At 68.4% G+C, this 24,101-nt stretch carries 26 protein-coding genes, 1 tRNA gene and 1 riboswitch; of the genes, 17 read left to right on the top strand and 10 right to left on the bottom strand.

The genetic code is table 11. The features are described 5' to 3' along the window. Positions 1-125: 125 nt before the first annotated feature. From ACIREO_RS29020 to ACIREO_RS29000, 5 genes are all read left to right on the top strand, one after another. Entirely contained in the window at positions 126-1,556 is a 1,431-nt protein-coding gene (locus ACIREO_RS29020; protein WP_404115457.1) for an amino acid permease, read from the top strand. Positions 1,557-1,660: 104 nt separating this feature from the next. Then, positions 1,661-2,095 (top strand): Mov34/MPN/PAD-1 family protein, encoded by a 435-nt coding sequence (locus tag ACIREO_RS29015; RefSeq protein ID WP_404115455.1) that lies wholly within the window; start codon positions 1,661-1,663, stop codon positions 2,093-2,095. A 142-nt stretch (positions 2,096-2,237) separates the two neighbouring features. Beyond that, complete coding sequence (locus tag ACIREO_RS29010; protein ID WP_404115453.1) at positions 2,238-2,351, top strand: putative leader peptide; 114 nt, start codon at positions 2,238-2,240, stop codon at positions 2,349-2,351. Positions 2,352-2,459: 108 nt separating this feature from the next. Next, a complete protein-coding gene (locus ACIREO_RS29005; protein WP_404115451.1) occupies positions 2,460-2,738 on the top strand; it encodes a MoaD/ThiS family protein in 279 nt (92 codons plus the stop codon). Beyond that, positions 2,738-3,688: a PLP-dependent cysteine synthase family protein gene (locus ACIREO_RS29000; protein WP_404115449.1), complete on the top strand. Its 951-nt coding sequence runs from the start codon at positions 2,738-2,740 to the stop codon at positions 3,686-3,688. The genes ACIREO_RS29005 and ACIREO_RS29000 overlap by 1 nt, the downstream gene beginning before the upstream one ends. Before the next feature lie 86 nt (positions 3,689-3,774). On the opposite strand, the gene ACIREO_RS28995 is transcribed toward ACIREO_RS29000, so the two are convergent. Beyond that, the gene (locus ACIREO_RS28995) at positions 3,775-4,245 is read right to left on the bottom strand and encodes a type II toxin-antitoxin system PemK/MazF family toxin (protein ID WP_404115447.1); all 471 of its coding nucleotides are present in this window, start codon (positions 4,243-4,245) and stop codon (positions 3,775-3,777) included. 172 nt (positions 4,246-4,417) lie between these two features. Here ACIREO_RS28995 and ACIREO_RS28990 point away from each other — a divergent pair, with 172 nt between their 5' ends. Then, positions 4,418-5,170: an MBL fold metallo-hydrolase gene (locus tag ACIREO_RS28990; protein ID WP_404115445.1), complete on the top strand. Its 753-nt coding sequence runs from the start codon at positions 4,418-4,420 to the stop codon at positions 5,168-5,170. A 131-nt stretch (positions 5,171-5,301) separates the two neighbouring features. Here the strand turns inward: ACIREO_RS28990 and ACIREO_RS28985 are convergent, their stop codons facing one another. Both ACIREO_RS28985 and ACIREO_RS28980 read right to left on the bottom strand, forming a co-directional pair. Further along, entirely contained in the window at positions 5,302-6,567 is a 1,266-nt protein-coding gene (locus tag ACIREO_RS28985) for a PTS transporter subunit EIIC (protein ID WP_404115443.1), read from the bottom strand. A gap of 254 nt (positions 6,568-6,821) precedes the next feature. Then, complete coding sequence (locus ACIREO_RS28980; RefSeq protein WP_404115441.1) at positions 6,822-8,081, bottom strand: PTS transporter subunit EIIC; 1,260 nt, start codon at positions 8,079-8,081, stop codon at positions 6,822-6,824. 182 nt (positions 8,082-8,263) lie between these two features. On the opposite strand from ACIREO_RS28980, the gene ACIREO_RS28975 reads away from it, so the two are divergent. The 4 genes from ACIREO_RS28975 to rdgB all read left to right on the top strand — a co-directional run bounded on the left by ACIREO_RS28975 (position 8,264) and on the right by rdgB (position 10,527). Next, complete coding sequence (locus ACIREO_RS28975) at positions 8,264-8,536, top strand: glucose PTS transporter subunit EIIB (RefSeq protein WP_404115439.1); 273 nt, start codon at positions 8,264-8,266, stop codon at positions 8,534-8,536. A gap of 124 nt (positions 8,537-8,660) precedes the next feature. Further along, positions 8,661-9,398, top strand: coding sequence for a ribonuclease PH (gene rph, locus ACIREO_RS28970; RefSeq protein ID WP_404115437.1), 738 nt, complete (start codon positions 8,661-8,663; stop codon positions 9,396-9,398). Positions 9,399-9,510: 112 nt separating this feature from the next. Then, the gene (locus ACIREO_RS28965; RefSeq protein WP_404115435.1) at positions 9,511-9,903 is read left to right on the top strand and encodes a hypothetical protein; all 393 of its coding nucleotides are present in this window, start codon (positions 9,511-9,513) and stop codon (positions 9,901-9,903) included. 21 nt (positions 9,904-9,924) lie between these two features. Further along, the gene (gene rdgB, locus ACIREO_RS28960; protein ID WP_404115433.1) at positions 9,925-10,527 is read left to right on the top strand and encodes an RdgB/HAM1 family non-canonical purine NTP pyrophosphatase; all 603 of its coding nucleotides are present in this window, start codon (positions 9,925-9,927) and stop codon (positions 10,525-10,527) included. 50 nt (positions 10,528-10,577) lie between these two features. On the opposite strand, the gene ACIREO_RS28955 is transcribed toward rdgB, so the two are convergent. The 5 genes from ACIREO_RS28955 to bcp form a co-directional block, all read right to left on the bottom strand. After that, a tRNA-Leu gene (locus ACIREO_RS28955) sits at positions 10,578-10,652 on the bottom strand. Further along, positions 10,630-11,505 carry an HNH endonuclease signature motif containing protein gene (locus ACIREO_RS28950; RefSeq protein ID WP_404115431.1) on the bottom strand — a complete coding sequence of 292 codons (876 nt, stop codon included), beginning with the start codon at positions 11,503-11,505 and terminating at the stop codon, positions 10,630-10,632. The genes ACIREO_RS28955 and ACIREO_RS28950 overlap by 23 nt, the downstream gene beginning before the upstream one ends. Next, on the bottom strand, positions 11,502-12,131 hold the full coding sequence (locus ACIREO_RS28945) for an HNH endonuclease (RefSeq protein ID WP_404115429.1): 630 nt from the start codon (positions 12,129-12,131) through the stop codon (positions 11,502-11,504). Before ACIREO_RS28945 ends, ACIREO_RS28950 begins: the two co-directional genes overlap by 4 nt. 147 nt (positions 12,132-12,278) lie before the next feature. Beyond that, a complete protein-coding gene (gene proP / locus ACIREO_RS28940; RefSeq protein ID WP_404115427.1) occupies positions 12,279-13,775 on the bottom strand; it encodes a glycine betaine/L-proline transporter ProP in 1,497 nt (498 codons plus the stop codon). 129 nt (positions 13,776-13,904) lie between these two features. Then, positions 13,905-14,372 carry a thioredoxin-dependent thiol peroxidase gene (bcp, locus tag ACIREO_RS28935; protein WP_404115425.1) on the bottom strand — a complete coding sequence of 156 codons (468 nt, stop codon included), beginning with the start codon at positions 14,370-14,372 and terminating at the stop codon, positions 13,905-13,907. Positions 14,373-14,501: 129 nt separating this feature from the next. On the opposite strand from bcp, the gene ACIREO_RS28930 reads away from it, so the two are divergent. From ACIREO_RS28930 to ACIREO_RS28920, 3 genes are all read left to right on the top strand, one after another. Beyond that, on the top strand, positions 14,502-14,858 hold the full coding sequence (locus ACIREO_RS28930; protein WP_404115423.1) for a DUF3618 domain-containing protein: 357 nt from the start codon (positions 14,502-14,504) through the stop codon (positions 14,856-14,858). A gap of 76 nt (positions 14,859-14,934) precedes the next feature. Beyond that, positions 14,935-15,270, top strand: coding sequence for a co-chaperone GroES (locus tag ACIREO_RS28925; protein ID WP_351276788.1), 336 nt, complete (start codon positions 14,935-14,937; stop codon positions 15,268-15,270). Between the two features lie 54 nt (positions 15,271-15,324). Next, positions 15,325-15,390: riboswitch (guanidine-III (ykkC-III) riboswitch) on the top strand. 36 nt (positions 15,391-15,426) lie between these two features. Next, positions 15,427-15,747, top strand: coding sequence for a multidrug efflux SMR transporter (locus ACIREO_RS28920; protein ID WP_104786197.1), 321 nt, complete (start codon positions 15,427-15,429; stop codon positions 15,745-15,747). Between the two features lie 97 nt (positions 15,748-15,844). On the opposite strand, the gene asnB is transcribed toward ACIREO_RS28920, so the two are convergent. Further along, positions 15,845-17,686 (bottom strand): asparagine synthase (glutamine-hydrolyzing), encoded by a 1,842-nt coding sequence (asnB, locus tag ACIREO_RS28915; RefSeq protein WP_404115421.1) that lies wholly within the window; start codon positions 17,684-17,686, stop codon positions 15,845-15,847. Positions 17,687-18,119: 433 nt separating this feature from the next. Then, on the bottom strand, positions 18,120-20,531 hold the full coding sequence (locus tag ACIREO_RS28910) for a transglycosylase domain-containing protein (protein WP_404115419.1): 2,412 nt from the start codon (positions 20,529-20,531) through the stop codon (positions 18,120-18,122). Between the two features lie 147 nt (positions 20,532-20,678). Between ACIREO_RS28910 and ACIREO_RS28905 the strand changes: the two genes are divergently transcribed. Genes ACIREO_RS28905 through ACIREO_RS28890 form a run of 4 tightly spaced genes read left to right on the top strand, consistent with a single transcriptional unit; the run spans position 20,679 to position 24,072 of the window. Continuing rightward, positions 20,679-21,479 (top strand): ABC transporter permease, encoded by an 801-nt coding sequence (locus ACIREO_RS28905; protein ID WP_404115417.1) that lies wholly within the window; start codon positions 20,679-20,681, stop codon positions 21,477-21,479. Beyond that, positions 21,472-22,344: an ABC transporter permease gene (locus ACIREO_RS28900; protein ID WP_404115415.1), complete on the top strand. Its 873-nt coding sequence runs from the start codon at positions 21,472-21,474 to the stop codon at positions 22,342-22,344. The genes ACIREO_RS28905 and ACIREO_RS28900 overlap by 8 nt, the downstream gene beginning before the upstream one ends. Before the next feature lie 18 nt (positions 22,345-22,362). Further along, entirely contained in the window at positions 22,363-23,331 is a 969-nt protein-coding gene (locus ACIREO_RS28895) for an ATP-binding cassette domain-containing protein (RefSeq protein ID WP_404115633.1), read from the top strand. A gap of 54 nt (positions 23,332-23,385) precedes the next feature. Further along, a complete protein-coding gene (locus tag ACIREO_RS28890; protein WP_404115631.1) occupies positions 23,386-24,072 on the top strand; it encodes a DUF1707 domain-containing protein in 687 nt (228 codons plus the stop codon). Positions 24,073-24,101: the final 29 nt, after the last annotated feature.

The raw sequence follows: 24,101 nt of genomic DNA, 5'->3' as shown, positions 1-24,101 counted from the left end.
CACCCCTGTCCCCGGGGGCGCTACAGGCCGGCCGAACGCCGGCGGCACTCCATCCATATCCGGGGGGATCAGGACCTGATCCGACGCCGACGACGGCGCGGATCGGCGTGGAGAAAGGCGCAACCATGACATCGGCGCAGGTCGACAACGGGCAGCCGGACGGCCGGGAGGCCGCGGACGCCCCGGCGGGCGAGGGCTACCAGCGTGGCCTGGGAGCCCGCCAGATCCAGATGATCGCCATCGGCGGGGCCATCGGCACGGGGCTCTTCCTCGGCGCGGGCAAAGCCATCGACAGAGCGGGGCCCAGCCTCATCCTGGCGTACGCCATCGCGGGTCTGGTCATCTTCTTCATCATGCGGGCCTTGGGCGAACTCCTCATGTACCGCCCGGTGTCGGGCTCCTTCTCGGAGTACGCACGCGAATTCCTCGGCCCCTTCTTCGGATTCGTCACAGGCTGGACGTACTGGCTCTTCTGGGTCGTCACCGGAATCACCGAAGTCACTGCCGCGGCCACCTATATGACGTACTGGTGGGATATCCCGCAATGGCTGTCGGCGCTGGTGTTCACCGTCATTCTGTACGGTGCCAACCTGATCTCGGTGAAGCTCTTCGGTGAGCTCGAGTTCTGGTTCTCGATGGTCAAGGTCACCGCGATCCTCGGCATGATCCTCATCTGCGCCGGAGTGCTCACCCTCGGCTTCTCCGACGCGGGCGACACCGCGACCGTCTCCAACCTCTGGAACGACGGCGGCTTCTTCCCCAACGGCATCAGCGGCACGCTCATGACGCTCCAGATCGTCATGTTCGCCTTCCTCGCCGTCGAACTCGTGGGCGTCACCGCCGGCGAGTCCAAGGACCCGAAGACCGTCCTGCCCAAGGCCATCAACACCGTGCCGTGGCGCATCGCCGTCTTCTACGTCGGCGCGCTGATCATGATCCTGTCGGTCGTGCCGTGGGACACCTTCAAGCCCGGCGTCTCCCCGTTCGTCAAGGCCTTCGAGGAGATGGGCCTCGGCATCGGCGCCGCGATCGTCAACTTCGTCGTGCTCACCGCCGCGCTCTCCTCCTGCAACTCCGGCATGTACTCCACCGGACGCATGCTGCGCGACCTCGCGCTCAACGGTCAGGGCCCCAGGTCCTTCACCAGGCTGACGAAGAACGGGCTCCCGCTGGTCGGCACCACGTTCTCCGCCGCGCTGATGCTCGTCGGCGTCTGGATCAACTACCAGTGGCCCGGTGACGCGTTCAACTACGTCGTCTCCTTCGCGACCATCTCCGGCATGTGGGCCTGGATCATGATCCTGATCTGTCAGATCCGCTTCCGCGCCAAGGCCGACCGAGGCGAACTGCCCCAGTCCACCTTCAAGGCACCCGGGGCGCCGTTCAGCAGCTGGTTCGCCCTCGCCTTCATCGGCCTCGTCATCATCATGATGGCCATCGACAAGGACGCCAGGGTCTCGCTGTACTGCGCACCCGTGTGGGGCCTCATCCTCGGCGTCTCCTACCTGGTGCTCAAGGCCCGCAACCCCGAGGGCTCCGCCTTCACCAAGCGCTGACCACGCCTTCGGTACACCGGCCGCCCCAACGGTCCTGTCCGGCATCCGGGCCCTCCCGTACCACCCCTCGGTACGGGAGGGCCCGGATGTCTATCCTGGGCGCCATGCTGACCATCACCCAGACGCTCTTCGACCAGATCGTCGCCCACTCCCGCGCGGACCACCCCGACGAGGCGTGCGGAGTGGTCGCCGGCCCGGCGGGGACCGGCCGCGCCGAACGCTTCATCCCCATGCTCAACGCCGCGCGCTCACCCACGTTCTACGAGTTCGACTCCGCGGACCTGCTGAAGCTCTACCGCGAGATGGACGACCGCGACGAGGAGCCGGTGATCATCTACCACTCCCACACCGCGACCGAGGCCTACCCCTCCCGCACCGACGTCACATACGCCAACGAGCCGGGCGCCCACTACGTCCTGGTCTCCACCGCGGACTCCGACGCCGCGGGCCCCTTCCAGTTCCGCTCGTACCGCATCGTGGACGGTGAGATCACCGAGGAAGACGTCGAGGTCGTCGAGGCCTATCCCACGGCCGCCTGACGCCCCGGGCCGGGTCCGGCGGCACACCCCGGGCCCGCCCCGGCTCCACCGGCCCCGCCGCCGTCCCATATGGCGAACGCTCACCATCCATCATGTGGGATCAAACTCCGGACCCGGGGTGGGGAATCGATACGATGAGCGCATGGTTCCCCATGACGTGAGCGAAAAGGCCCCGGGCACGATGCTCGTCGCGCGGCTGCACGTCGACCTGTGCAGGCTGTCGAGCGCGATCTGTCCGGCTGTCGCCTGCCCGTGAACCGCACGGCCTGAGCCGCGGTCCGAGCGCATCACGTACGCACCACCCCCGCGGGGGCACAAACGCGCGCCCCACGCCACCTCCCCGCTTTCGACAGGAGCCCACGCCATGGCCATCGAGGTCCGCATCCCGACCATCCTCCGCACCTACACCGACGGCGCCAAGGCGGTCGAAGGCAGCGGGGAGACCCTCGCCGACCTCTTCGCCGACCTGGAGACCCGCCACAACGGCATCCGTGAGCGCATCGTCGACGGCGACCAGCTGCGCCGCTTCGTGAACGTCTACCTCAACGACGAGGACGTCCGCTTCCTCGACGGCATCTCCACCAAGCTCGCCGACGGCGACAGCATCACCATCCTCCCGGCCGTCGCCGGCGGCATGCGCTGATGCGGTACGACTCCCCGCTGGCGGCCGTGGGCAACACGCCCCTGGTCCGCCTCCCGCGGCTGTCCCCGTCCGAGGACGTCCGTATCTGGGCCAAGCTCGAGGACCGCAACCCCACCGGCTCGATCAAGGACCGCCCCGCGCTCCACATGGTCGAGCAGGCGGAGAAGGACGGCCGCCTCACACCCGGCTGCACCATCCTCGAGCCCACCAGCGGCAACACCGGTATCTCGCTCGCCATGGCGGCCAGGCTCAAGGGCTACCGCATCGTCTGCGTCATGCCGGAGAACACCTCGCAGGAGCGGCGCGACCTGCTCACCATGTGGGGCGCCGAGATCATCTCGTCCCCCGCCGCTGGCGGCTCCAACACCGCCGTACGCGTGGCCAAGGAGCTCTCCGCCGAGCACCCCGACTGGGTCATGCTCTACCAGTACGGCAACCCGGACAACGCGGGCGCCCACTACGCCACCACCGGCCCGGAGATCCTCACCGACCTCCCGTCCATCACGCACTTCGTGGCAGGCCTCGGCACCACCGGCACCCTTATGGGCGTCGGCCGCTACCTCCGGGAGAACAAGCCCGACGTCAGCATCGTCGCCGCCGAACCGCGCTACGACGACCTCGTCTACGGGCTGCGCAACCTCGACGAGGGCTTCGTCCCCGAGCTCTACGACGCCTCCGTACTCACCACCCGCTTCTCCGTCGGATCCGCCGACGCCGTCACCCGCACCCGGGAGCTCCTCCAGCAGGAGGGCATCTTCGCCGGCGTCTCCACCGGCGCCGCACTCCACGCCGCCATCGGCGTCGGACGCAAGGCCGTCAAGGCGGGCCAGTCCGCGGACATCGCCTTCGTCGTCGCGGACGGCGGATGGAAGTACCTCTCGACCGGCGTCTACACCGCCACCACGACAGAAGCAGCCATCGAGACCCTCCACGGCCAGCTCTGGGCCTGACAGGCACTCAAGCCGCCCGGCACCGGCGGTCGCGCACCCCAGGAGGCGCGGGACGGGAGTGAACCCGCCCCGCGCCTCCCGCATGCTCACCCCAGCCCGCGCACCCGGCCCCACACCTTCCCGTCCAGATCGCCCGCCTTCCGGCGGAACCCGGACACCGCCACGTCCCGCAGCTCGTCCGTCTCCAGGAAGCTCTGCCGCCCGTGCGAGTCCCCCACCGAACCCGGCGGCAGAGCGATCACCCCCGGCCGCTCCTCATGATGCTTGCTGGTGATCTTGGCGACGACCGCCGTGCCACCCCGCACCGACAGCACAAGACACGGCCGGTCCTTCGACCCCGGCCCGTCCTCGAACGGCACATCCGCCCACCAGATCTCGCCGGGCCTGGGCACCCCGTGCGGACGCCCCCTCTTCCGCTCCGGAGCACGCCCCGGAGGACGCGTCCGCCCGCCCGGACGCTGCGGACCACGCCCGCCCCGCCCCCGCGCGTCGGAGACCGTCGCCACGAGTGCCAACAGGACAACGGCGACCAGCGCCAACCACCACCACGTGTTCATATCCCGACCGTACCGGCGCCCCGCGACACCCGGCCTTCCATCGAACCGGTGACAGCACAGGTGAGTTCCCCCACAACGGCAGGCCGTGGAGGAGCGACCAGTGGTTTCGCGCCTTACGCTCGACGGACCGCACGAACCCTCCCCGTTCCCACGCCTCGGAGGTTCACGCTCCATGAAGCTCACCGTCGTCGGCTGCTCCGGCTCGTTCCCGTCCGCGGGTTCGGCATGCTCGAGCTACCTCGTAGAGGCCGACGGCTTCCGGCTGCTCCTTGACATGGGCAACGGCGCCCTGGGCGAGCTGCAGCGCCATGTAGGTCTCTACGACCTCGACGCCATCTTCCTCAGCCACCTCCATGCCGATCACTGCATCGACATGTGCGCGTACTTCGTCGTCCGCTACTACCGCTTCGACGGCGGACGCCCCGCCGCGATCCCCGTGTACGGCCCCGACGGCACCGAGCAGCGGCTCACCACGGCCCACGCCGACACCCCGTCCGACCACGCGATGGGCGAGGTCTTCGACTTCCACACGCTGAAGTCCGGATCGTTCGAGATCGGCCCCTTCTCGGTCCGTACGGAGAAGCTCTGCCACCCCGTCGACACCTACGGGATCAGGGTCGAGCACAACGGGCGGGTGCTCACCTACTCCGGCGACACCGGCAGCTGCGAGGCGCTGGCCGAACTCGCCGAGGGCGCTGATCTGTTCCTCTGTGAAGCATCGTTCATCCATGGCAAGGAGGACATCCCGGACCTCCACCTCAACGGCCGCGAGGCAGGCGAGTACGCCGCCCGCGCCAAGGCGGGACGCCTCGTCCTCACCCACATCCCGCCGTGGACGGACGCCGAACGCAACCTCACCGACGCCCGGGACGTCTACGACGGCCCGGTCGAGCTGGCGGTGCCGGGCGCGGTGTACGAGATCTAGGGCCTCTCGTTTGGATCATGCTGGGCTCCAGCCTGATCCAAACGAAAGACCCTAGCGCCCGGCCACGCAGAGAGCCCCACCTCCCGCGCGGGAGGTGGGGCTCTCAGCGTGTCGTACGGGGACCGGCCGGACTACTTGGCCTCGGCCTTCTGGAGCTCTGCGAGCTCCTCGTCGGACTCGCGGCCGGGCGTCGGCAGGTTGAACTTCGTGATCGCGAAGCGGAAGACCACGTAGTAGACCACCGCGAAGCAGAGGCCGACCAGCACCAGCAGCCAGGGTTTCGTCGCGATGCCCAGGTTGAGGAAGAAGTCGACCGCGCCGGCCGAGAAGCCGAAGCCGTCCTTCATGCCCAGCCCCCATGTGAGGGCCATCGAGACACCGGTCAGCACCGCGTGGATCGCGTACAGCACCGGCGCGATGAACATGAACGTGAACTCGATCGGCTCCGTGACACCCGTCACGAACGCGGTGGCGGCGAGCGAGAACATCATGCCGCCGACGACCTTGCGGCGCTCCGGACGAGCGCAGTGCACGATCGCGAGGCAGGCCGCCGGAAGGGCGAACATCATGATCGGGAAGAAGCCGGTCATGAACTGCCCGGCGGTCGGGTCGCCGGCCAGGAAGCGGTTGATGTCACCGCTCTTGCCCTCGAACGAACCCGCCTGGAACCACGGGAAGGAGTTGAGCAGGTGGTGCATGCCGACGGGGATCAGCGCACGGTTGGCGACACCGAAGATGCCCGCACCGACCGCGCCCGAACCGACCAGCCACTCACCGAAGTTGTGCAGCGCGGTGCCGAGCACCGGCCAGATGTATCCGAAGACGATACCGATCAGCAGACCCGCGAACGCGGAGAGGATCGGGACCAGGCGGCGGCCGCCGAAGAAACCGGCCCAGGCGGGCAGCGTCTTCCGGTAGTAGCGCTGGTACAGCAGGGCGACGACTATGCCCATCACGACACCACCGAGCACCCCGGCGTTGACCGGTGCCTCGTTCATGACGATCTTGCCGTCCACCACGCTCGCGACCTTGGGCAGGTTGCTGTCGGTGAAGGTGGCGAGGACGTTCTTGAAGACCAGGTAGCCGGTGACCGCCGCGAGGGCGGTGGAACCGTCCGACTTCTTGGCGAAGCCGATCGCGATACCGACGGCGAACAGCAGCGGCATGTTGTCGAGGATCGCGTTGCCGCCCGCCGCCATGAAACCGGCGATCTTGACGATGAAGTCCGGGAACGAGTCGCGCCCGAGCATGTCCGGGTTACCGAGACGGACCAGGAGCGCGCCCGCGGGCAGCACGGCGACCGGCAGCATGAGGCTGCGGCCGATGCGCTGCATGACGGACATGATGCCCGCGCCCTTCTTTTTCTCGGGCGCCGGCGCAGCGGTATCCGTACTCATCAACTTCCTCCATGGGGCAAGGTGCCGCCCATGTCATTGATTTAAGGGAGGCGGCGACTCGAGGAACGCGGCGGGAAAGCGGCCGCGTGGTCTGGACCACTCAGTGGTGTAGACCAGTTTTAGCACGGTGAGGGTGAGATAAGGAACCTGCGATTCCCTGCCAAATGCCGTGTAGTTCCGCCACCACTCTGGGTGACACGGCGAAACCCCCGGACCGTCGGGTCCGGGGGTCGCGAGGAAGGGCGGGGGAGCCTCTACTTCGTGAGGTCCTCCTCGATCTTGTCCTCCTCGTCCAAGGGCTCACGCCCCGGCGTCTGGAGGTTGAACTTGGTGATCGCGAACCGGAAGATCACATAGTAGATCACCGCGAAACAGAGCCCGATCGGGATGATCAGCCACGGCTTCGTATCCAGGTGCCAGTTGACGACGTAGTCGATCAGCCCGGCCGAGAAGCTGAACCCCGCGTGCACTCCCAGCGCCCACGTCACCCCCATCGACACACCGGTCAGCACCGCGTGCACCCCGTACAGCAGCGGCGCGACGAACATGAACGAGAACTCCAGCGGCTCCGTCACACCCGTCACGAACGACGTCAGCGCCACGGACACCATCAGGCCCGTCACCTCCTTGCGCCGCTCCGGCCGCGCCGTGTGGGCGATGGCCAGGGCCGCTGCGGGCAGGCCGAACATCATGATGGGGAAGAACCCCGAGGTGAACTGCCCCGCCGACGGGTCCTCCGCGAAGAAGCGGGAGATGTCGCCCTGCACGGTCTTGCCGTCGCCGCCGGTGAACTCGCCCGCCTGGAACCAGAAGAACGTGTTCAGGAACTGATGCATCCCGATCGGGATCAGCAGCCGGTTCGCGAAGCCGAAGATGGCCGCGCCCCACGCGCCGAGGTCGATCAGATGCTTGGAGAACCACGTCAGCGCATCACCGACGGGCTGCCACAGAAGACCGAACAGCACGCCCAGGATCACGCAGAGGAACGCCATCAGGATCGGCACCAGCCGGCGCCCGTTGAAGAACCCCAGCCAGTCGACCAGCTTCGTGCGGTGGTACCGCTGCCACACGACCGCGGTGAGCAGGCCGATGAGGATGCCGCCCAGGACCCCCGGGTTCTGGGGCTCGCCGTCGGGGAGGGCCTCCGTCACGGAACCGTCCACGGGGAACGCCGTCAGCACCCCCCGGTAGACGAGGAAGCCGACGACGGCGGCCAGCGCCGTCGAGCCGTCCGCCTTCTTCGCGAAGCCGATCGCGACGCCGATGCAGAACAGCAGGGGGAGTCCGACGGTGCCGTCCAGGATGGCGTTTCCGCCGTTGAGCAGGACCTTGGACGTCTTGTTCCAGAAGGCGCCGTCCAGATACGAGTCGAAGAGGTTGCCGAGGCTGACGAGGAGGCCCGCCGCGGGCAGTACGGCGACCGGCAGCTGCAGGCTTCGGCCGACCTTCTGCAGCCCCTGGACCGGCCCGTTCCACCACTTCCGCTGCGATGCTGCCGCCGCGTTCGCACTCATCGGCATCCTCCCGGAACACACCTGGTTTGGCGGGCGTTGCAAACTGGTGTAGACCAGTCGCGATACGGTGCGGAGCCCTGCCGGAAGGCAGGGCGCCGGTGATCGTCATCATTGGGGACTGCGCGGTTACCCGCCCGTGAAGTTGGGCCAACCGTGCGTTACCGTGACGAAACGGACCCACGGTGGGCCGCCCCACGCACGCACAGACCAGGGAGAAGGACATGGCCAGCAAGGCTGAGAAGATCGTCGCCGGGCTCGGCGGTATCGAGAACATCGACGAGATCGAAGGCTGCATCACCCGCCTCCGCACCGAGGTCCACGACCCCAGCAAGGTCGACGAAGCCGCGCTCAAGGCCGCCGGAGCGCACGGCGTCGTCAAGATGGGCACCGCGATCCAGGTCGTCATCGGCACCGACGCCGACCCCCTCGCCGCCGACATCGAAGACATGATGTGACCGGCTGACCCGGCCGGCCCACCAGGTCCGCACGCAGGCCCCGCTCCCCGCCCCCACCGGCCCGGAGCGGGGCCTGCGGTGCACCCGAACAGACCCGGCCACGCCAGCCGATAGGCTCGACGCCATGTCTCGTATCGACGGCCGCACCCCCGAACAGCTCCGCCCCGTCACCATCGAACGCGGATGGAGCAAGCACGCCGAAGGCTCCGTACTCATCTCCTTCGGTGACACCAAGGTCTTCTGCACCGCCTCCGTCACCGAAGGCGTCCCGCGCTGGCGCAAGGGCAGCGGCGAAGGCTGGGTCACCGCCGAGTACTCCATGCTGCCCCGCTCCACCAACACCCGCGGCGACCGCGAATCCGTACGCGGCAAGATCGGCGGCCGCACCCACGAGATCAGCCGCCTCATCGGCCGCTCCCTGCGCGCGGTGATCGACTACAAGGCCCTCGGCGAGAACACCATCGTCCTCGACTGCGACGTCCTCCAGGCCGACGGCGGCACCCGCACCGCCGCCATCACCGGCGCCTACGTCGCCCTCGCCGACGCCATCGCCTGGGCCCAGGGCAAGAAGATCATCAAGCACGGCCGCAAGCCGCTCACCGGCACCGTCGCCGCGGTCAGCGTCGGCATCGTCGACGGCCTCCCCCTCCTCGACCTCTGCTACGAGGAGGACGTCCGCGCCGACACCGACATGAACGTCGTCTGCACCGGCGACGGCCGCTTCGTCGAGGTCCAGGGCACCGCCGAGGCCGAACCCTTCGACCGAGCCGAGCTCAACGCGCTCCTCGATCTCGCCACCGCCGGCTGCACCGACCTGGCCAAGCTCCAGGAAGAGGCACTCGCCCGCACTCTCGGCGAGTAAAGCCGGGTAAAGAAGCAACCAAATACGCAGCGCACAGCGTCGTGACGAGTACGGGCGCACGGGTCGAACCGTGCGTCCGTCCACGTATCCGACCCTGGGGAGGGACCGCACCATGGCCTCGCGCCGTCGTCACCATCGCACCGCACTCGTCGTCACGACCACCCTGCTGACACTCACCGCCGCCGTAGGCTGCGGCGCCGTCGACAAGGCCCTGGACTGCGTCCGCACCGCCGACGCCATCGCCACCAGCGTCAACAGCCTCCAGCAGGCGATATCCGACGCCTCCGACGACCCGACACAGGCCTCGGAAGCCCTGGACCAGATCGACAAGGAACTCAAGGACCTCGGCGACACCACCGACAACGCCGACCTGAGCAAGGCCGTCGACGACCTCCAGGCAGGCGTGACCAACGTCCGCGACTCCATCGACAAGGGCGACGCCACCCCCGACATCACCCCCGTCACCGACGCGGCCACCGAGATCGGCAAGGTCTGCACCCCGTGACCGGGCGGCGATAATCGACGCATGACGCGCCTGATCCTCGCCACCCGCAACGCCGGGAAAATCACCGAACTCCACGCGATCCTCGCCGACGCGGGTCTGAGCCACGACCTCGTCGGCGCGGACGCGTACCCCGACATCCCCGACGTCAAGGAAACCGGCGTCACCTTCGCCGAGAACGCCCTCCTCAAGGCCCACGCCCTGGCCCGGGCCACCGGCCACCCCGCCGTCGCCGACGACAGCGGCCTCTGCGTCGACGTACTCGGCGGAGCCCCCGGCATCTTCTCGGCCCGCTGGTCCGGCATTCACGGCGACGACAAGGCCAACCTGGACCTGCTCATCGCCCAGCTCGGCGACATCGACACCCCGCACCGCGGCGCCTACTTCGCCTGCGCCGCGGCCCTGGCCCTCCCCGACGGCACGGAACGCGTGGTCGAGGGCCGCCTCACGGGCACTTTGCGCCAGGTCCCGGCCGGCGCGTACGGCTTCGGCTACGACCCGATCCTCGTCCCGGACGGCGAGACCCGGACCTGCGCGGAGCTGACCCCGGCGGAGAAGAACGCGATCAGCCACCGGGGCAAGGCGTTCCGGGCGCTGGTGCCGGTGGTGCGGGAGCTGGTGGGCTGACAGATGAGGTCTTCACCTTTGATATGAAGGTGAAGACCTCATCTGACCTGTGGGCCCGGTGGGATTTGAACCCACGACACACCGGTTCTAAGCCGGCGCCCTCTAGCCTGCTGGGGTACGGGCCCGCGCTTCACTACTGTACTGGGTGGGCCTTCGCCGCTTTGAGAAGGTTGCGGTCTGGCTGTGGCATGACGGACACAAGTAGCGCAGGTTCTCGCAACGATTGTCCAGATGGTCACCGCTGATGTGATCGATCTCCAGCACGAGACGCTTGCCCTGCCAGGTGTCCCCGAGGCCACACGCGGAACACATACGCGGGACGCCGATCTCGTCGAGTGCACGACGCAGGAGTGTGGTTCGGGTCCGTGCGGAGCCGGACTCCCCGCGCTGAAGGATCTCGGATGCGGCCTTGCGGTAAGGAGATCTGGAGCCCCTGGTGTGTCCCTGACCAGTGAAGTGGGCGGTTGAGAGGCCGTATTCGGCGAGACTCCGTTTCAGGCGGGCGCGAGCCGCGCCGTTGTTTGTATGGCCGAGAAGTTTCAATACTCCGGCCATGCTCTTGGACTCAGCGACGGCAGAGGCCAGTTCGTAACGGGAGGTCAGAGGTGAGCCGTATCTGCGGCCGTTGGTGAAGTGTGAGGTGTCGATCCCAAGGCGGTCGAGCCTCTTCCTGATGTAGCCGTAGGGGCCGTCGTCGGGCGGGACCCCCATGTACTCCAGTATTTCCCGGATGCTGTGTGCATGAGTGGCGGCTTCCTCGAGGAGCTCCCGCGTGTACGACCGCTTCTTTCGTTCGGGGAGGGCGTCGTCAACGAAGTGTGAGGTATCGATGCCGTAGAGCTTCAGCCGATTGCGCACGTAGCGGAGAGGTCTACTGCCCAGCGGTGCACCCAATCGACCGAGCAGGTCGACGAGGCTGGTGGAGGCGGCTGCGGTGCGGGCCAGCAAGTCGCGTGGGTACTTGTTCTGGTTGCTCATACGGGCCTCCGGCGGTTGCGCCCGCGATAGGTATCCGTAACGGCATGGCAGTTCGGGCAGAGCAGGCGCAAATTGGCCGGTCGGTTGTCCCACCATTCGCCACTCATATGGTCGACCTCGAGGCGTAGCGGCCTGCCGTTCCACTCCGTGCCGATGCCGCACAGGGCGCACGACTCCGCGATGCCCGTCCGCAGGAGCTCCCGGTACAGCCGGTCGCCGGGAATTCTGCCGTTCGACGGAGAGCCCAGGGTCAGCGGGTTGCCCAGGGCGCCCTTGGGGCGGCGTCGGGGTGTGCGGAGAAAGTGCGACGTGTCGATACGGAGGGCGGCGATCCGACGGCCGATGTGGGTTTGGTTGCCCCCTACCGGGTTGATGCCAAGTCGGCGAACGACTTCCGCCACGCTCTTGGAGCAGGCGACCAGCTCGCGCAACTTCTCCTCCGTGTGGCGCACTCTGGTATCGACAAAGTGTGAGATGTCGATCTCCGACTCGGACATTCTGGCCCGCAGGTAGCGCCTGCTCCCTGGTGTCGGTGTTCCCCCGCACCACCGCACGGCGTCGTTGCAGTTATTTGTCTCGCGCGCTGCTTCTTCGAGCAGTTCGCGGGTGTACCGGACCACCCTCACGTCCCCTCCTCCGTATCCGGCCGCGCGTTCGCGGCCTCGTACGGAGCAACGAACCGTTAATCGGATGGTTACGTCCGTAATGCGATGAGATGCGGAAGGGCCCGTACCGCTTTGTGGCGGTACGGGCCCTTCCGTGACTGGCGTGTGTCAGAACTTCGGGTCCGGGCTCTGGGCGTGGACCATTTCGGCTGCCTCTTCTTCCGTCTCCACCGAGGGCGGGGAGCCGGCCAGGGGCTGGTTGGCGGTCTCCTTCATGCAGGCCACCGCGATCACGCCGACCAGGGCCGCCGCCATCGCGTAGTACGCCGGCATCAGGTTCGAGCCGCTCCAGCTGATCAGGGCGGTGATCACCAGCGGGGTCGTGCCGCCGAAGATCGAGGCCGAGAGGTTGTAGCCGACCGACAGGGAGCCGTAGCGGACGTTGGTCGGGAACAGGGCCGGGAGCGCGGCGGACATCGTGCCCAGCATGCAGACCAGGGAGAGGCCCAGCATCAGCATGCCGATGGTGATCGCCGGGATGCTGCCCTGGCGGATCAGGAGGAAGGCCGGGAGCGAGAGGACCAGGAAGCCCACCATGCCGGTCATCAGTATCGGCTTACGGCCGAAGCGGTCGGAGAGCTTGCCGAACTGGCTGATGATCAGCATCAGGAAGACCATGACGGCGAGCAGGATGAGCAGGCCGTGGGTCTCGCTGTAGCCGAGCTCGTCCGAGAGGTACGTCGGCATGTACGACAGCAGCATGTAGTCGGTGATGTTGTACGCGCCGACCAGGGCGATGCAGAGGATCAGCGTCGGCCAGTACTGGCGGAAGATCTTGGCGAGGTCGCCCTTGGCGGTGGTCTCGACGTGGTCCGCGGCCTCCGTGGCGTGGGCGGTGCCGCCCTCGAGCTTCTGGAAGGCGGGCGTCTCGTCCAGGCGGAGTCGCAGGTAGAGGCCTACGAGGCCGAGGGGACCGGCGACGAGGAACGGGATGCGCCAGCCCCAGGACTCCATCTGGCCGGTGTCCAGGACGGCGTACAGGAGGGTGACGAGCCCGGCGGCGCCGACGTAGCCGGCCAGGGTGCCGAATTCGAGGAAGCTGCCGAAGAAGCCGCGGCGCTTGTCGGGGGCGTACTCGGCGATGAAGGTCGAGGCGCCGCCGTACTCACCGCCGGTGGAGAAGCCCTGGAGCATCCGGAAGAAGATGAGCAGGACCGCGGCCCAGACGCCGATGGTGCCGTGGGAGGGGATCAGGCCGATCGCGAAGGTGCCGATCGCCATGAGGATCATGGTGAGGGCCAGGACCTTCTTGCGGCCGACCTTGTCACCCATCGGGCCGAAGAACATGCCGCCGAGCGGCCGGACGAGGAAGGCCACGGCGAAGGTCGCGAAGGACGAAAGGAGCTGGGTGGTGTCGTTCGTCGAGGGGAAGAAGACATGCCCGATGGTGACGGCCAGGTAGGAGTAGATGCCGAAGTCGAACCACTCCATGGCGTTACCGAGCGACGCCGCCTTCACCGCGCGCTTGACCGCCTGGTCGTCGGTGATGGTGATGTCGGTCCGGCGGAGCCTGGGGTTCTGGCGCTTCCGGACGGCGCGGAAGAGCGCTGGGTGACGTTTGACCGCATCCGGGTCGGCCGCCTGGTGGGGGTCGGAGGCCGCCATGGCCGGTTCCTTTCGTCGAACGGTGTTCCAGGAAAGGCTTCTGCGCAGTCATGGCGGTTGCAAACCGAATCCACCGGGGATTGCGATCTCGCTCACACCTTTTTCGGTCGAGATCCCCACGAACCGGGGTCAGATCCCGAGATCCTTGATGATCTTGGCGACGTGGCCGGTCGCCTTGACGTTGTAGAGGGCCTTCTCCACCTTGCCCTCTTCGTCGACCACAATCGTGGAGCGGATCACTCCTGTCACCACTTTGCCGTAGAGCTTCTTCTCGCCGAACGCGCCGTAGACCTCCAGGGTCTCCTTGGAGGGGTCGCCGACCAGGGTGACCTTGAGGTTCTCCTTCTCGCGAAACTTCGCGAGCTTCTCGGGCCTGTCGGGCGACACGCCGATGACGTCGTAGCCGGCTCCGGTGAGGAGGTCCAGGTTGTCCGTGAAGTCGCAGGCCTGCTTGGTGCAACCGGGGGTAAGCGCGGCGGGGTAGAAGTAGACGATGACCTTGCGGCCCTTGTGGTCCGCGAGCGAGACCTCGTTGCCGTCGGCGTCCGGAAGGGTGAAGGCGGGGGCGGTGTCGCCGGTCTGGAGTCGCTCGCTCATGTTTCTCCTCGAGTGGCACGCGGGCTGTGTGGCACCGAGCGTAATAGGGGGTGCCGCCGGGTGTAGGGGCGGCCGAGCTGACAGACTGTCGATGAAGGTTTACCCGACGACACCCACGGAGGCGGCGCAGTGTCGGATACCAGGACCCCTGCGCAGATCGAGGCGGACATCATCAGCAGGCGTGAGCAGCTTGCGGTGGTGCTGGACGAGATCGGGGTGCGGGTGCACCCGAAGACGATGATCGGTGACGCGAAGGCCAAGGTCGCGTCGACGGTGGACCGGACGGCGGGGCGTGCGTTCGTCGCGGTGAACCGTTCGGTCTCGGACGTGAAGGCGCAGTTCGTCGCCGAGGACGGTTCGCCGCGGCTGGAGCGGGTGGTTCCGGCGGCGCTTGTGGTGGCCGGTGCGGTCGCGCTGCTGACGCTGTCCTCCCGGTCCTCGCGGTCTTCCAGGTCCTCCCGGTGTGCGCGTCGCAAGAGGCGCTGACAGCGGGCTCCGTGCGGGCCCTGGGGCGTGTGGACCGGTTCGGGGCAGGTAGGTTCGGGGCGTGAGCGACAACGGTATGAGCACCACCGACGACAAGCTGCCGATCCGGATGCTGCACGACCGTGTGCTGGTCCGGTCCGATTCGCCCGAGGGTGAGCGGCGGTCGGGCGGCGGGATCCTGATTCCGGCGACGGCGGCGGTCGGCCGGCGTCTGGCGTGGGCCGAGGTGGTCGCGGTCGGCCAGAACGTGCGGACGGTGGAGCCGGGTGACCGGGTGCTGTACGACCCCGAGGACCGTGCCGAGGTCGAGGTTCGGGGTGTGGCCTATGTGCTGATGCGTGAGCGGGACCTGCACGCGGTGGCCGCGGACCGGTTCGAGGGTTCGGTGGATTCGACCGGGCTCTATCTGTAGGCAGGTGTGGTGTGAGTGGGCCTGGTGACCGTTGTCACCAGGCCTTTCGGCTGTTTGTTGCTACGGTGGTGTGACCCCGACGAGACGCGCCGTACCGGGTTTCCGCAAAGACGACGCACTCGTGTTGTTCGCGTGTTTCGTCGTGGAGGTTCTGTCGTGGCGTGGGTTCTGCTGGTCGTGGCCGGTCTGCTGGAAGTGGGCTGGTCGATCGGGATGAAGTACACCGAGGGGTTCACCAGGCTGTGGCCGAGCGTGTTCACCGGCCTGGGGATCGTGGCGAGCATGATGCTGCTGTCGCAGGCGGCGAAGACGCTGCCGATCGGTACGGCGTACGGCGTGTGGGTGGGGATCGGTGCGGCCGGTGCGGCGGTGCTGGGCATGGTGGTGCTGCATGAGCCGGTGACGGCCGCGCGTATTTTCTTCGTCTGTCTGCTGCTGGTGGCTGTGGTGGGGCTGAAGGCGACGTCCGGGCATTAGCGCACCTCCGTGGCGGACCCGGACCCGGGGCGCGGCCGCCGGCCGCGCCCCGGGTCCGTTCGTCACCGGCCGGCTGTGCGCTCCGGTCTCCGTCCGGTCAGGACAGGACCAGTTCGGGGGAGTACATGTCGAGCCAGAGGGCGAGGTCCAGGGTGCGTTCCAGCCCGCGCCGGGACGCCTGGGAGATCTGCGGGGTGTCCCGGCCGGCGGCCGACTCGACGCGTGCCGGGTCCACGATGTCGAAGACCCGGTGCGAGGGCCGGGAGAGCAGGTCCTTGGCGTGGTCCTGGAGCGCCAGGGCGTATTTGGGGTCCTGGGTGGAGGGGTACGGGCTCTTGACCCTGTCGTACACCGAGCGTGGCAGGACGTCGGCGGTGGCCTCGCGCAGCAGGCTCTTCTCCCGGCCGTCGAAGGACTTCAGGGCCCAGGGGGAGTTGTAGACGTATTCGACGAGGCGGTGGTCGCAGAACGGCACGCGTACCTCGAGGCCGACGGCCATGCTGGCCCGGTCCTTGCGGTCCAGCAGCACACGTACGAAGCGGGTCAGGTGCTGGTGGCTGATCTTGCGCATCGTGTACTCGAGGTCGCTCTCGCCGTCGAGCCGCTGGATGCCGGAGACCGCGTCGTGGTAGCTGTCCGCGACGTACGAGGTGAGGTCGAGGCCGGCGGCGAGGTCCGGGCGGAGCACGTCGGCGTCGTCGCCGAAGTGCCGGCTGAACTGCGCCAGCCAGGGGAAGGTCTCGGACTTGCGGGCTTCTTCGTCGAAGAACTGGAGGTAGCCGCCGAAGACCTCGTCGGCGGACTCGCCGGACAGGGCGACCGTGGAGTGCTCGCGTATCGATTTGAAGAGCAGGTAGAGCGAGGCGTCCATGTCTCCGAAGCCCATGGGTATGTCACGGGCCCGGATCACCTGGGAGCGGACCTCGGGGTCGGCGAGCGCGTGGGAGTCGAGCACGATGTCGCGGTGGTCGGTGCCGGCCATCCGTGCCACGTCGTGGACGAAGGGTGTGTCGGGGGTTCCGCGTAGCTCGTCGGCGACGAAGTTCTCGGTCTGTCCGGCGAAGTCGACGGCGAAGCTGCGGACGGTCTCACCGGTCTCGCCGAGCTGACGGGCGGCCAGCGCGGTCATGGCGGAGGAGTCGAGCCCTCCGGACAGCAGGGTGCAGCGGGGCACGTCCGAGACGAGCTGGCGGCGCACGATGTCGTCGAGGAGTGACCGGACGGTGGCGATGGTGGTGTCGCGGTCGTCGGTGTGCGGCTGGGTCTCCAGCTGCCAGTAGACGTGCCGGCGCAGGCCGCCGCGGTCCACGGTGACGACGGTGCCGGGTTCGACCTCGTGCATGCCGTCCCACACCGCGTGGCCCGGAGTTTTCACGAAAGTGAACAGTTCGCGCAGGCCGTCGAGGGTGACGCGCGGCTTGGCGAGCGGGTTGGCGAGGATGGCCTTGGGCTCGGACCCGAAGAGGACGCCGTCGGGGGTCTCGTAGTAGTAGAAGGGCTTGATGCCCATGCGGTCGCGGATCATCACGAGCTTGTCGTGCCGGCTGTCCCATATGGCGAAGGCGTACATGCCGTTGAGGCGTTCGGCGACGGCCTCGCCCCATTCCACGTAGCCGCGCAGCACGACCTCCGTGTCGGAGTCGGTGGTGAAGCGGTGGCCGCGCCGTGCGAGTTCCTGCCGGAGTTCGGTGTAGTTGTACGTCTCGCCGGAGTAGACCATGGCCACGGCGCCCTGGGGGGTGTCGACGGTCATGGGCTGGCGTCCGCCCGGCAGGTCGATGATGGCCAGTCGGCGGTGGCCGAGTCCGGCGGGCCCGTCGATCCAGGTCCCGCGGTCGTCCGGGCCGCGGCAGGACATCGTCTCCGTCATCGTGTCGAGTGTGTCGGCCGAGGCCCGCAGGTCACGGTCGAAGGAAATCCATCCGGTGATGCCGCACATCCGGTATTCCTTCTGTTTCCGGTCGCCGTCGGGCCTCCGGGCCACTGCTTCCGGCCGGGGTGCCGGGGCAGGGCGGACTGGCGGGCCGGACGGCAACAAGTTGTATCCAGCACCTATGTAATGAGCCTGTGACATGCCCTCGGTCCGGGTCAACACGGCCGTAACGCGCTGGGCAGGACCGCCCCGCGATTTTCGGACGCAACCAGTACGGCTCTTTGCGAAGACATGCCCCGGGGAGGCCCGTCCTCGCCCCGGTGCCGGGCTCCTGGAGGCGCGAGGGCGGGAAGGATCCAGCCACGGGCAAAGCTTTGGCCAATCCGCTCGTGCCGTATCCGATCCGCGCCCCGATCCGCGCCCCGATCCGCGCCCGATCAGCGGTTCGGTCCGGCGGCCCGGTCCGGCTCCGTTCCGGTGTCCGGCGCAGATCTCCCGTTCAGGGGCGGACGGGTCCGGAGGGGCTCCGGCTGTCCCTGTCGTCGTCCCTGATGTCTGTGCTGTCCCCGCCCCGCCGGTCGGTGGGGTGGTCGCCGGACGCCTCCCTGGCGGCAGGGGTGCGTGAGGGTGCGGCGGCGGGGGTGGCCGTGCGGGGTGCCCCCGCCGCGGGGGAGGCTTCCGGTGCGCGGGGGCGGTCGCCGTCCCGCTTCTTGTGGGCATCGCCGGTGCCGGGCTTTTCGGTGCCGTCCCTCGGCGACTTGGTGCCTCCGGCTTCCTCGGTGTCCTCGCTCTCGCCGCTCGCGTCGGGGTCGGGCTCTTCGGGGCCCTCGTCGGCCTCCAGGTCGAAGCCCTGTACCTCGCTGCCTTCCAGTGCGGCCCTGGTGTACGCGGCCCAGGTCTGGGCGGGTGCGCCGCCGCCGTTCATGCGGGCCAGGCCGAGTGCGCCGTAGAGGGGTTTCTGGATGCCGGTCCTGGGGTCCTGGCCCATGACGGCGATGACGGTGGCCAGGTCGGGGGTGTAGCCGGCGAACCAGGCGGCCTTGTCCTCCTCGGCGGTGCCCGTCTTTCCCGCGGCGGGGCGGCCCGCGCCGAGGGCGGCGGTGCCGGTGCCGCCGTCGACGACGCTCCGCAGGACGGAGGTGGTGGTGTCGGCGGCTTCGCGGCTGATGGCCCGGCGGGTGTTCCTGGCGGGGAGGTCGAGCTCGGTGGCGTTCTTGCTGATCTTGGCGACGAGGGTGTGGGGGCGCTGTCTGCCGTGGTCGGCGAGGGTGGCGTAGGCGGAGGCCATGTCGATGACGCTGGCGGTGGCGGGGCCGAGCGCGATGGACGGGGAGGCCGTGAGGTCGGGGGTGTCCTGGGGGATGCCGAGGGCGACCGCGGTGTCCTTGACCTCGTCGGGTCCGACGTCCTGGGCCATCTGGGCGTAGACGGCGTTGACGGATTTGTCGGTGGCCTCGCGGACGGTGATGGAGCCGTAGTCGACGTCGTCCTCGTTGGCGGGGGAGTAGCCGGTGGAGCCGGTGGCGCTCTGGACGGTGCGTTCGTTGGTGCCGTCGTAGCGGGTGTTGGGGGTGATGTCGCGGTCCTTCTGGGTGGTGGACCCGTTGGCGAGGGCGGCGGCGAGGACGAACGGCTTGAAGGTGGATCCGACCTGGTAGTCGCGGCGGGTGGCGTTGTTGACGTACTGCTTCGTGTAGTCGACGCCGCCGTAGAGGGCGACGACGTGGCCGGTGGCGGGGTCGATGGAGGCGCCGCCGGCGCGGACGTTGCGGTCGGCCTCGCGGTCGTCGCTCGTCTTGGACAGGACGTTGTCCTGGACGGCTTCGACGAGGGCGTCCTGCTTCGGTTTCTGGAGTGTGGTGGTGATGCGGTAGCCGCCGGTGGCGAGGGTGTCCTCGTCGATGATCTTGTTGGCGGTGAGGTAGTGCTCGACGGCCTGGACGATGTAGCCGCGCTGGCCGGAGAGTGCGGTGGCGGGCTTGGCCTTTCCGGGGACGGGGAAGGTCATCGCCCTGCGGTCGGTGGCGCTGAGCCAGTCGTGTTTGACCATGCCGTCGAGTACGTAGTCCCAGCGGGCGAGGACGGCCTGTTTGTTCTCGGGGTGGGCGACGACGTCGTAGGAGCTGGGGGCGTTGAGCAGGGAGGCGAGGTAGGCGCCTTCGCCGGCGTCGAGGTCGTCGACGTCCTTGCCGTAGTAGGCGTGGGAGGCGGCCTGGATGCCGTAGGCGTTGCGGCCGAAGTAGCTGGTGTTGAGGTAGCCCTCGAGGATCTCGTCCTTGCTCTGTTCGCGGTCGAGCTTGATGGAGATGAAGAATTCCTTGGCCTTGCGGACGACGGTCTGTTCCTGGCCGAGGTAGTAGTTCTTGACGTACTGCTGGGTGATGGTGGAGCCGCCCTGTCTGCCCTTGCCGGTGACGGTGTTCCAGCCGGCGCGGAGGGTGGCCTTGATGTCGATGGCGTCCTCGGAGTAGAAGTCCCGGTCCTCGGCGGCGAGTACGGCGTGCTGGATGGTGGGGGGGATGCGGTCCAGCGGGATCTTCTCGCGGTTGATCTCGCCGTCGCGGGCGATGACGGTCTTCCCGTCGGCGTACACGTAGACGTTGGCCTGTGCGGTCGCGGCGGCGTTGGCGGCGGGGATGTCGATGAGCTGGTAGCCGGCGATGAATCCGCCGACGACGAGCAGCGCGAGGAGGAGTACGCCGCCGAGGGTCATGCGCCAGGTGGGGACGGCCCGGCGCCAGCCGGTGCGCTTGGGCCGATTGGGGCGTTTTTTGCGCCCCTTGGGGCTCTGTGCGCCGTTCGGGTGGTCGGGGTCGGTGGTGGGGCCCGCGGCCGAGAGGTCTCGGGGGGCCCAGCCCTCGGCGCCCTGCTGACCAGGGTCTCCGCCGTGCTGCGGTGGCTCTTGGCTCATGACTGTGGAGGCTCCTCGACTACGGATGATTTTCCTATAGTGCACTTTTCGGACGGATAACCCTCGGATCCCTCCACGGAAATGGGGTCGCGGCGGCCGAACGCCGTGGACTAACGTCGTGCGCTTTGGCGGATTGAGGGGGGCGAGGTGCGGCTCTATGCCGTGGTGGCGGCCGGTGGGTTCCGGCGGTATGCCACCTACCGGGTGGCGACGCTCGCGGGGGTGTTCACCAACACCGTCTTCGGATTCATCATGGCGTACACCTACATCGCCCTGTGGGACGAGAGACCGCAGCTCGGCGGCTACGACATGTCGCAGGCGCTGACCTATGTGTGGCTGGGTCAGGCCCTGCTGATGACCTGCGCGATGATGGGCGGCGGCTTCGAGGACGAGCTCATGGAGCGGATCCGTACGGGCGACATCGCGGTCGATCTGTACCGTCCGGCGGATCTGCAGCTGTGGTGGCTGGCGGGGGACCTGGGCCGGGCCGCGTTCCATCTGCTGGGGCGCGGGATCGTGCCGATGGTGCTGGGGGCGCTGGCCTTCGATCTGGCGCTGCCGGGTTCGCCGTGGACCTGGCTGGCCTTCCTGGTGTCGGTGGCGCTCGGGGTCGTGGTGAGCTTCGGGGTGCGTTATCTGGTGGCGCTGTCGGCGTTCTGGCTGATGGACGGGGCGGGCGCGATACAGATCGCCTCGCTGGCCGGGCTGTTCTTCTCGGGGATGATGCTGCCGCTGACTCTGTTCCCGGGGTGGCTCGGGGAGCTGGCCCGCGTCCTGCCGTGGTCGTCGCTGCTCCAGGTCCCGGCCGATGTGTTCCTCGGCCGGTACGCGGGCTGGGAGGTCGTGCGGGCGTACGCCTTCCAGGCCGGCTGGGCGGCGGTGCTGCTGGTGGCGGGGCGTCTGCTGCAGTCGGTGGCGACCAGAAGGGTGGTGGTCCAGGGTGGCTGAGGTCCGGGCGGAGCGTGTCGCGGCCGTGGAGCCGGAGACGCTGTTCGCCGAGCGGTCCCCGCTGGTCGACGGGGTGCGGGCGTACGGGCTGATCGTGGCGATGTGGCTGCGCTCGACGATGGCGTACCGCGCGTCGTTCGTGATGACGACGGTCGGGAACTTCGTGGCGACGGGGTTCGACTTCGTCACGATCATGCTGATGTTCGCGCATGTCGATGTACTGGGCGGGTTCACCCTGTCGGAGGTCGCGTTGCTCTACGGGACGTCGGCGACCGCGTTCGGGCTGGCCGATCTGGTGCTCGGGTCGATGGACCGGCTGGGGCGCCGGGTGCGGGACGGGACGCTGGACACGCTGCTGGTGCGGCCGGCCCCGGTGCTGGCGCAGGTGGCGGCCGACCGGTTCGCGCTGCGCAGGCTGGGGCGGATCACGCAGGGCCTGCTGGTGCTGGGCTACGCGCTGTTGACGCTGGACATCGACTGGTCGCCGCTCAAGGTGGTGATGCTGCCGCTGATGGTGCTGAGCGGGGCGGCGATCTTCGGGGCGGTGTTCGTGGTGGGGGCGGCGTTCCAGTTCTACGCGCAGGACGCCTCGGAGGTGCAGAACGCGTTCACGTACGGAGGGACGACGATGCTTCAGTACCCGCCGACGGTCTTCGCGAAGGACCTGGTGCGCGGGGTGACGTTCGTGGTGCCGCTGGCTTTCGTGAGCTGGCTGCCTGCCCTGTACGTGCTGGGGCGGGACTATCCGCTGGACCTTCCCCGGTGGGTGGCGTTCCTGCCGCCGGTGGTGGCGGCGGGGTGCTGGGTGCTCGCGGGGCTGGCGTGGCGGGTGGGGCTGCGGGCGTACCGCAGTACGGGAAGCTGAGGAGTGGGCGTGGACGACATGGACTTCATCGAGCTGGACGGCGTCGAGAAGGTCTTCGACGTGCGTCGCAAGACGGGCTTCATGCGGCGTGAGCGGCGTGAGGTGCGGGCGGTGGACGGGATCAGCTTCCGGGTGCCGCGCGGTGAGATGGTCGGCTACATCGGCCCGAACGGTGCGGGCAAGTCGACGACGATCAAGATGCTGACGGGCATCCTCACGCCGAGCGGCGGGCGGCTACGGGTCGCGGGGATCGATCCGAGCCGGGAGCGTACGAAGCTGGCCCACCGGATGGGCGTGGTGTTCGGGCAGCGTACGACGCTCTGGTGGGACCTGCCGTTGCGTGACTCGTACCGGCTGATGCACCGGATGTACCGGATCCCGGACCGCCGTTACCGGGAGAATCTCGACCGCTGTGTCGAACTCCTGGACCTGGGCGTGTTGTTGGAGGTGCCGGTGCGTCAGTTGTCGCTGGGCCAGCGGATGCGGGGCGATATCGCGGCGGCGCTGCTGCATGATCCCGAGGTGCTGTATCTGGACGAGCCGACGATCGGGCTCGACGTGGTCTCCAAGGCCAAGGTGCGGGGGTTCCTGCGGGACTTGAACGCGGAGCGGTCGACGACGGTGCTGCTGACCACACACGATCTGACCGATATCGAGCAGTTGTGCAAGCGGGTGATGGTGATCGACCACGGCCGTCTGGTGTACGACGGTGCGCTGGCCGGGCTGCACGAGGTGGGTGAGAGCGAGCGCACGCTCGTCGTGGACCTGGAGCGTGAGCTTCCGCCGATCGAGCTGGGGCCGGAGCCCTTGGCGCGGGTGGTGAAGGTGGAGGGCCCCCGGCAGTGGCTGGCTTTCCCGGCTGCGGCGTCGGCCGCGCCGCTGGTGGCGCGGATCGCGGCGGGCTATCCGCTGGTCGATCTGTCGGTGCGGGAGCCGGACATCGAGTCCGTGATCGCGAAGATGTACGTGTCGGATTCTGCTCTCTAGGCCGGTCCCGCGATTGCTCTATAGGGTGCCGGTATGACAAGTGAGAGCCCGGACATGCGTGCCTCCGACGCGGAGCGTGAGCGGGTCGCGGAGACCCTGCGGGAGGCCGTGGCCGAGGGCCGGCTGGAGATGGACGAGTTCGAGCAGCGGCTGGACGCGACGTACAGGGCGCGTACGCACGGGGAGTTGGTTCCGCTCGTACGCGACCTGCCGGTGCCGGGTGGGCTCGTACGTCCGGTGACGGGTGCGGTGGCCGAGCCGAAGGGGTCGTCCGCCAACTGGCCCGCCCGGATCGGTGGTGCGCCCACTTCGTCGGGGGCCTTCGCCTTCTGGGGCGGGTTCAGCCGCAAGGGCCGCTGGACGGTGGGCCCGAAGTTCACCGCGTTCGCGATGTGGGGCGGTGGCGAGATCGATCTGCGTGAGGCCCACTTCGCGGAGCGTGACGTCGTGATCCGCTGCTTCACGATCATGGGCGGCATGCAGGTGACCGTACCGCCGGACCTCAACGTCCAGGTCAACGGCCTCGGGATCATGGGCGGTTTCGGCGAGCACTCCAAGCTCGACGACGAGCCGGACCCCGCCCCGGACGCCCCACGGGTGAAGATCACCGGTTTCGCCCTGATGGGCGGGGTCGGCGTGGAGCGCAAGCGGAGCAAGGCGGAGAAGCGGCGGCTGCAGGAGCAGGAGCGGCTGCGGCTGCAGAAGCCGGACACGGGGGACGGGCGCAAGGAGCTCGGCTGAGGCCGGGTGGTGTGCTGCCGGGCGTGTGC

The sequence above is a fragment of the Streptomyces sp. NPDC102441 genome (assembly GCF_044765585.1).
GTDB lineage: Bacteria > Actinomycetota > Actinomycetes > Streptomycetales > Streptomycetaceae > Streptomyces.
Note: the sequence above shows the minus strand (reverse complement) of the source record. Positions and strands in the feature narration are given on the sequence as shown.

Coding starts and splice junctions, on each gene's coding strand:
- ACIREO_RS29020 (WP_404115457.1), top strand. CDS start 126: ATGACATCGGCGCAGGTCGACAACGGGCAGCCGGACGGCCGGGAGGCC.
- ACIREO_RS29015 (WP_404115455.1), top strand. CDS start 1,661: ATGCTGACCATCACCCAGACGCTCTTCGACCAGATCGTCGCCCACTCC.
- ACIREO_RS29010 (WP_404115453.1), top strand. CDS start 2,238: ATGGTTCCCCATGACGTGAGCGAAAAGGCCCCGGGCACGATGCTCGTC.
- ACIREO_RS29005 (WP_404115451.1), top strand. CDS start 2,460: ATGGCCATCGAGGTCCGCATCCCGACCATCCTCCGCACCTACACCGAC.
- ACIREO_RS29000 (WP_404115449.1), top strand. CDS start 2,738: ATGCGGTACGACTCCCCGCTGGCGGCCGTGGGCAACACGCCCCTGGTC.
- ACIREO_RS28995 (WP_404115447.1), bottom strand. CDS start 4,245: ATGAACACGTGGTGGTGGTTGGCGCTGGTCGCCGTTGTCCTGTTGGCA.
- ACIREO_RS28990 (WP_404115445.1), top strand. CDS start 4,418: ATGAAGCTCACCGTCGTCGGCTGCTCCGGCTCGTTCCCGTCCGCGGGT.
- ACIREO_RS28985 (WP_404115443.1), bottom strand. CDS start 6,567: ATGAGTACGGATACCGCTGCGCCGGCGCCCGAGAAAAAGAAGGGCGCG.
- ACIREO_RS28980 (WP_404115441.1), bottom strand. CDS start 8,081: ATGAGTGCGAACGCGGCGGCAGCATCGCAGCGGAAGTGGTGGAACGGG.
- rph (WP_404115437.1), top strand. CDS start 8,661: ATGTCTCGTATCGACGGCCGCACCCCCGAACAGCTCCGCCCCGTCACC.
- ACIREO_RS28965 (WP_404115435.1), top strand. CDS start 9,511: ATGGCCTCGCGCCGTCGTCACCATCGCACCGCACTCGTCGTCACGACC.
- rdgB (WP_404115433.1), top strand. CDS start 9,925: ATGACGCGCCTGATCCTCGCCACCCGCAACGCCGGGAAAATCACCGAA.
- ACIREO_RS28950 (WP_404115431.1), bottom strand. CDS start 11,505: ATGAGCAACCAGAACAAGTACCCACGCGACTTGCTGGCCCGCACCGCA.
- proP (WP_404115427.1), bottom strand. CDS start 13,775: ATGGCGGCCTCCGACCCCCACCAGGCGGCCGACCCGGATGCGGTCAAA.
- bcp (WP_404115425.1), bottom strand. CDS start 14,372: ATGAGCGAGCGACTCCAGACCGGCGACACCGCCCCCGCCTTCACCCTT.
- ACIREO_RS28925 (WP_351276788.1), top strand. CDS start 14,935: ATGAGCACCACCGACGACAAGCTGCCGATCCGGATGCTGCACGACCGT.
- asnB (WP_404115421.1), bottom strand. CDS start 17,686: ATGTGCGGCATCACCGGATGGATTTCCTTCGACCGTGACCTGCGGGCC.
- ACIREO_RS28910 (WP_404115419.1), bottom strand. CDS start 20,531: ATGAGCCAAGAGCCACCGCAGCACGGCGGAGACCCTGGTCAGCAGGGC.
- ACIREO_RS28895 (WP_404115633.1), top strand. CDS start 22,363: ATGGACTTCATCGAGCTGGACGGCGTCGAGAAGGTCTTCGACGTGCGT.
- ACIREO_RS28890 (WP_404115631.1), top strand. CDS start 23,386: ATGCGTGCCTCCGACGCGGAGCGTGAGCGGGTCGCGGAGACCCTGCGG.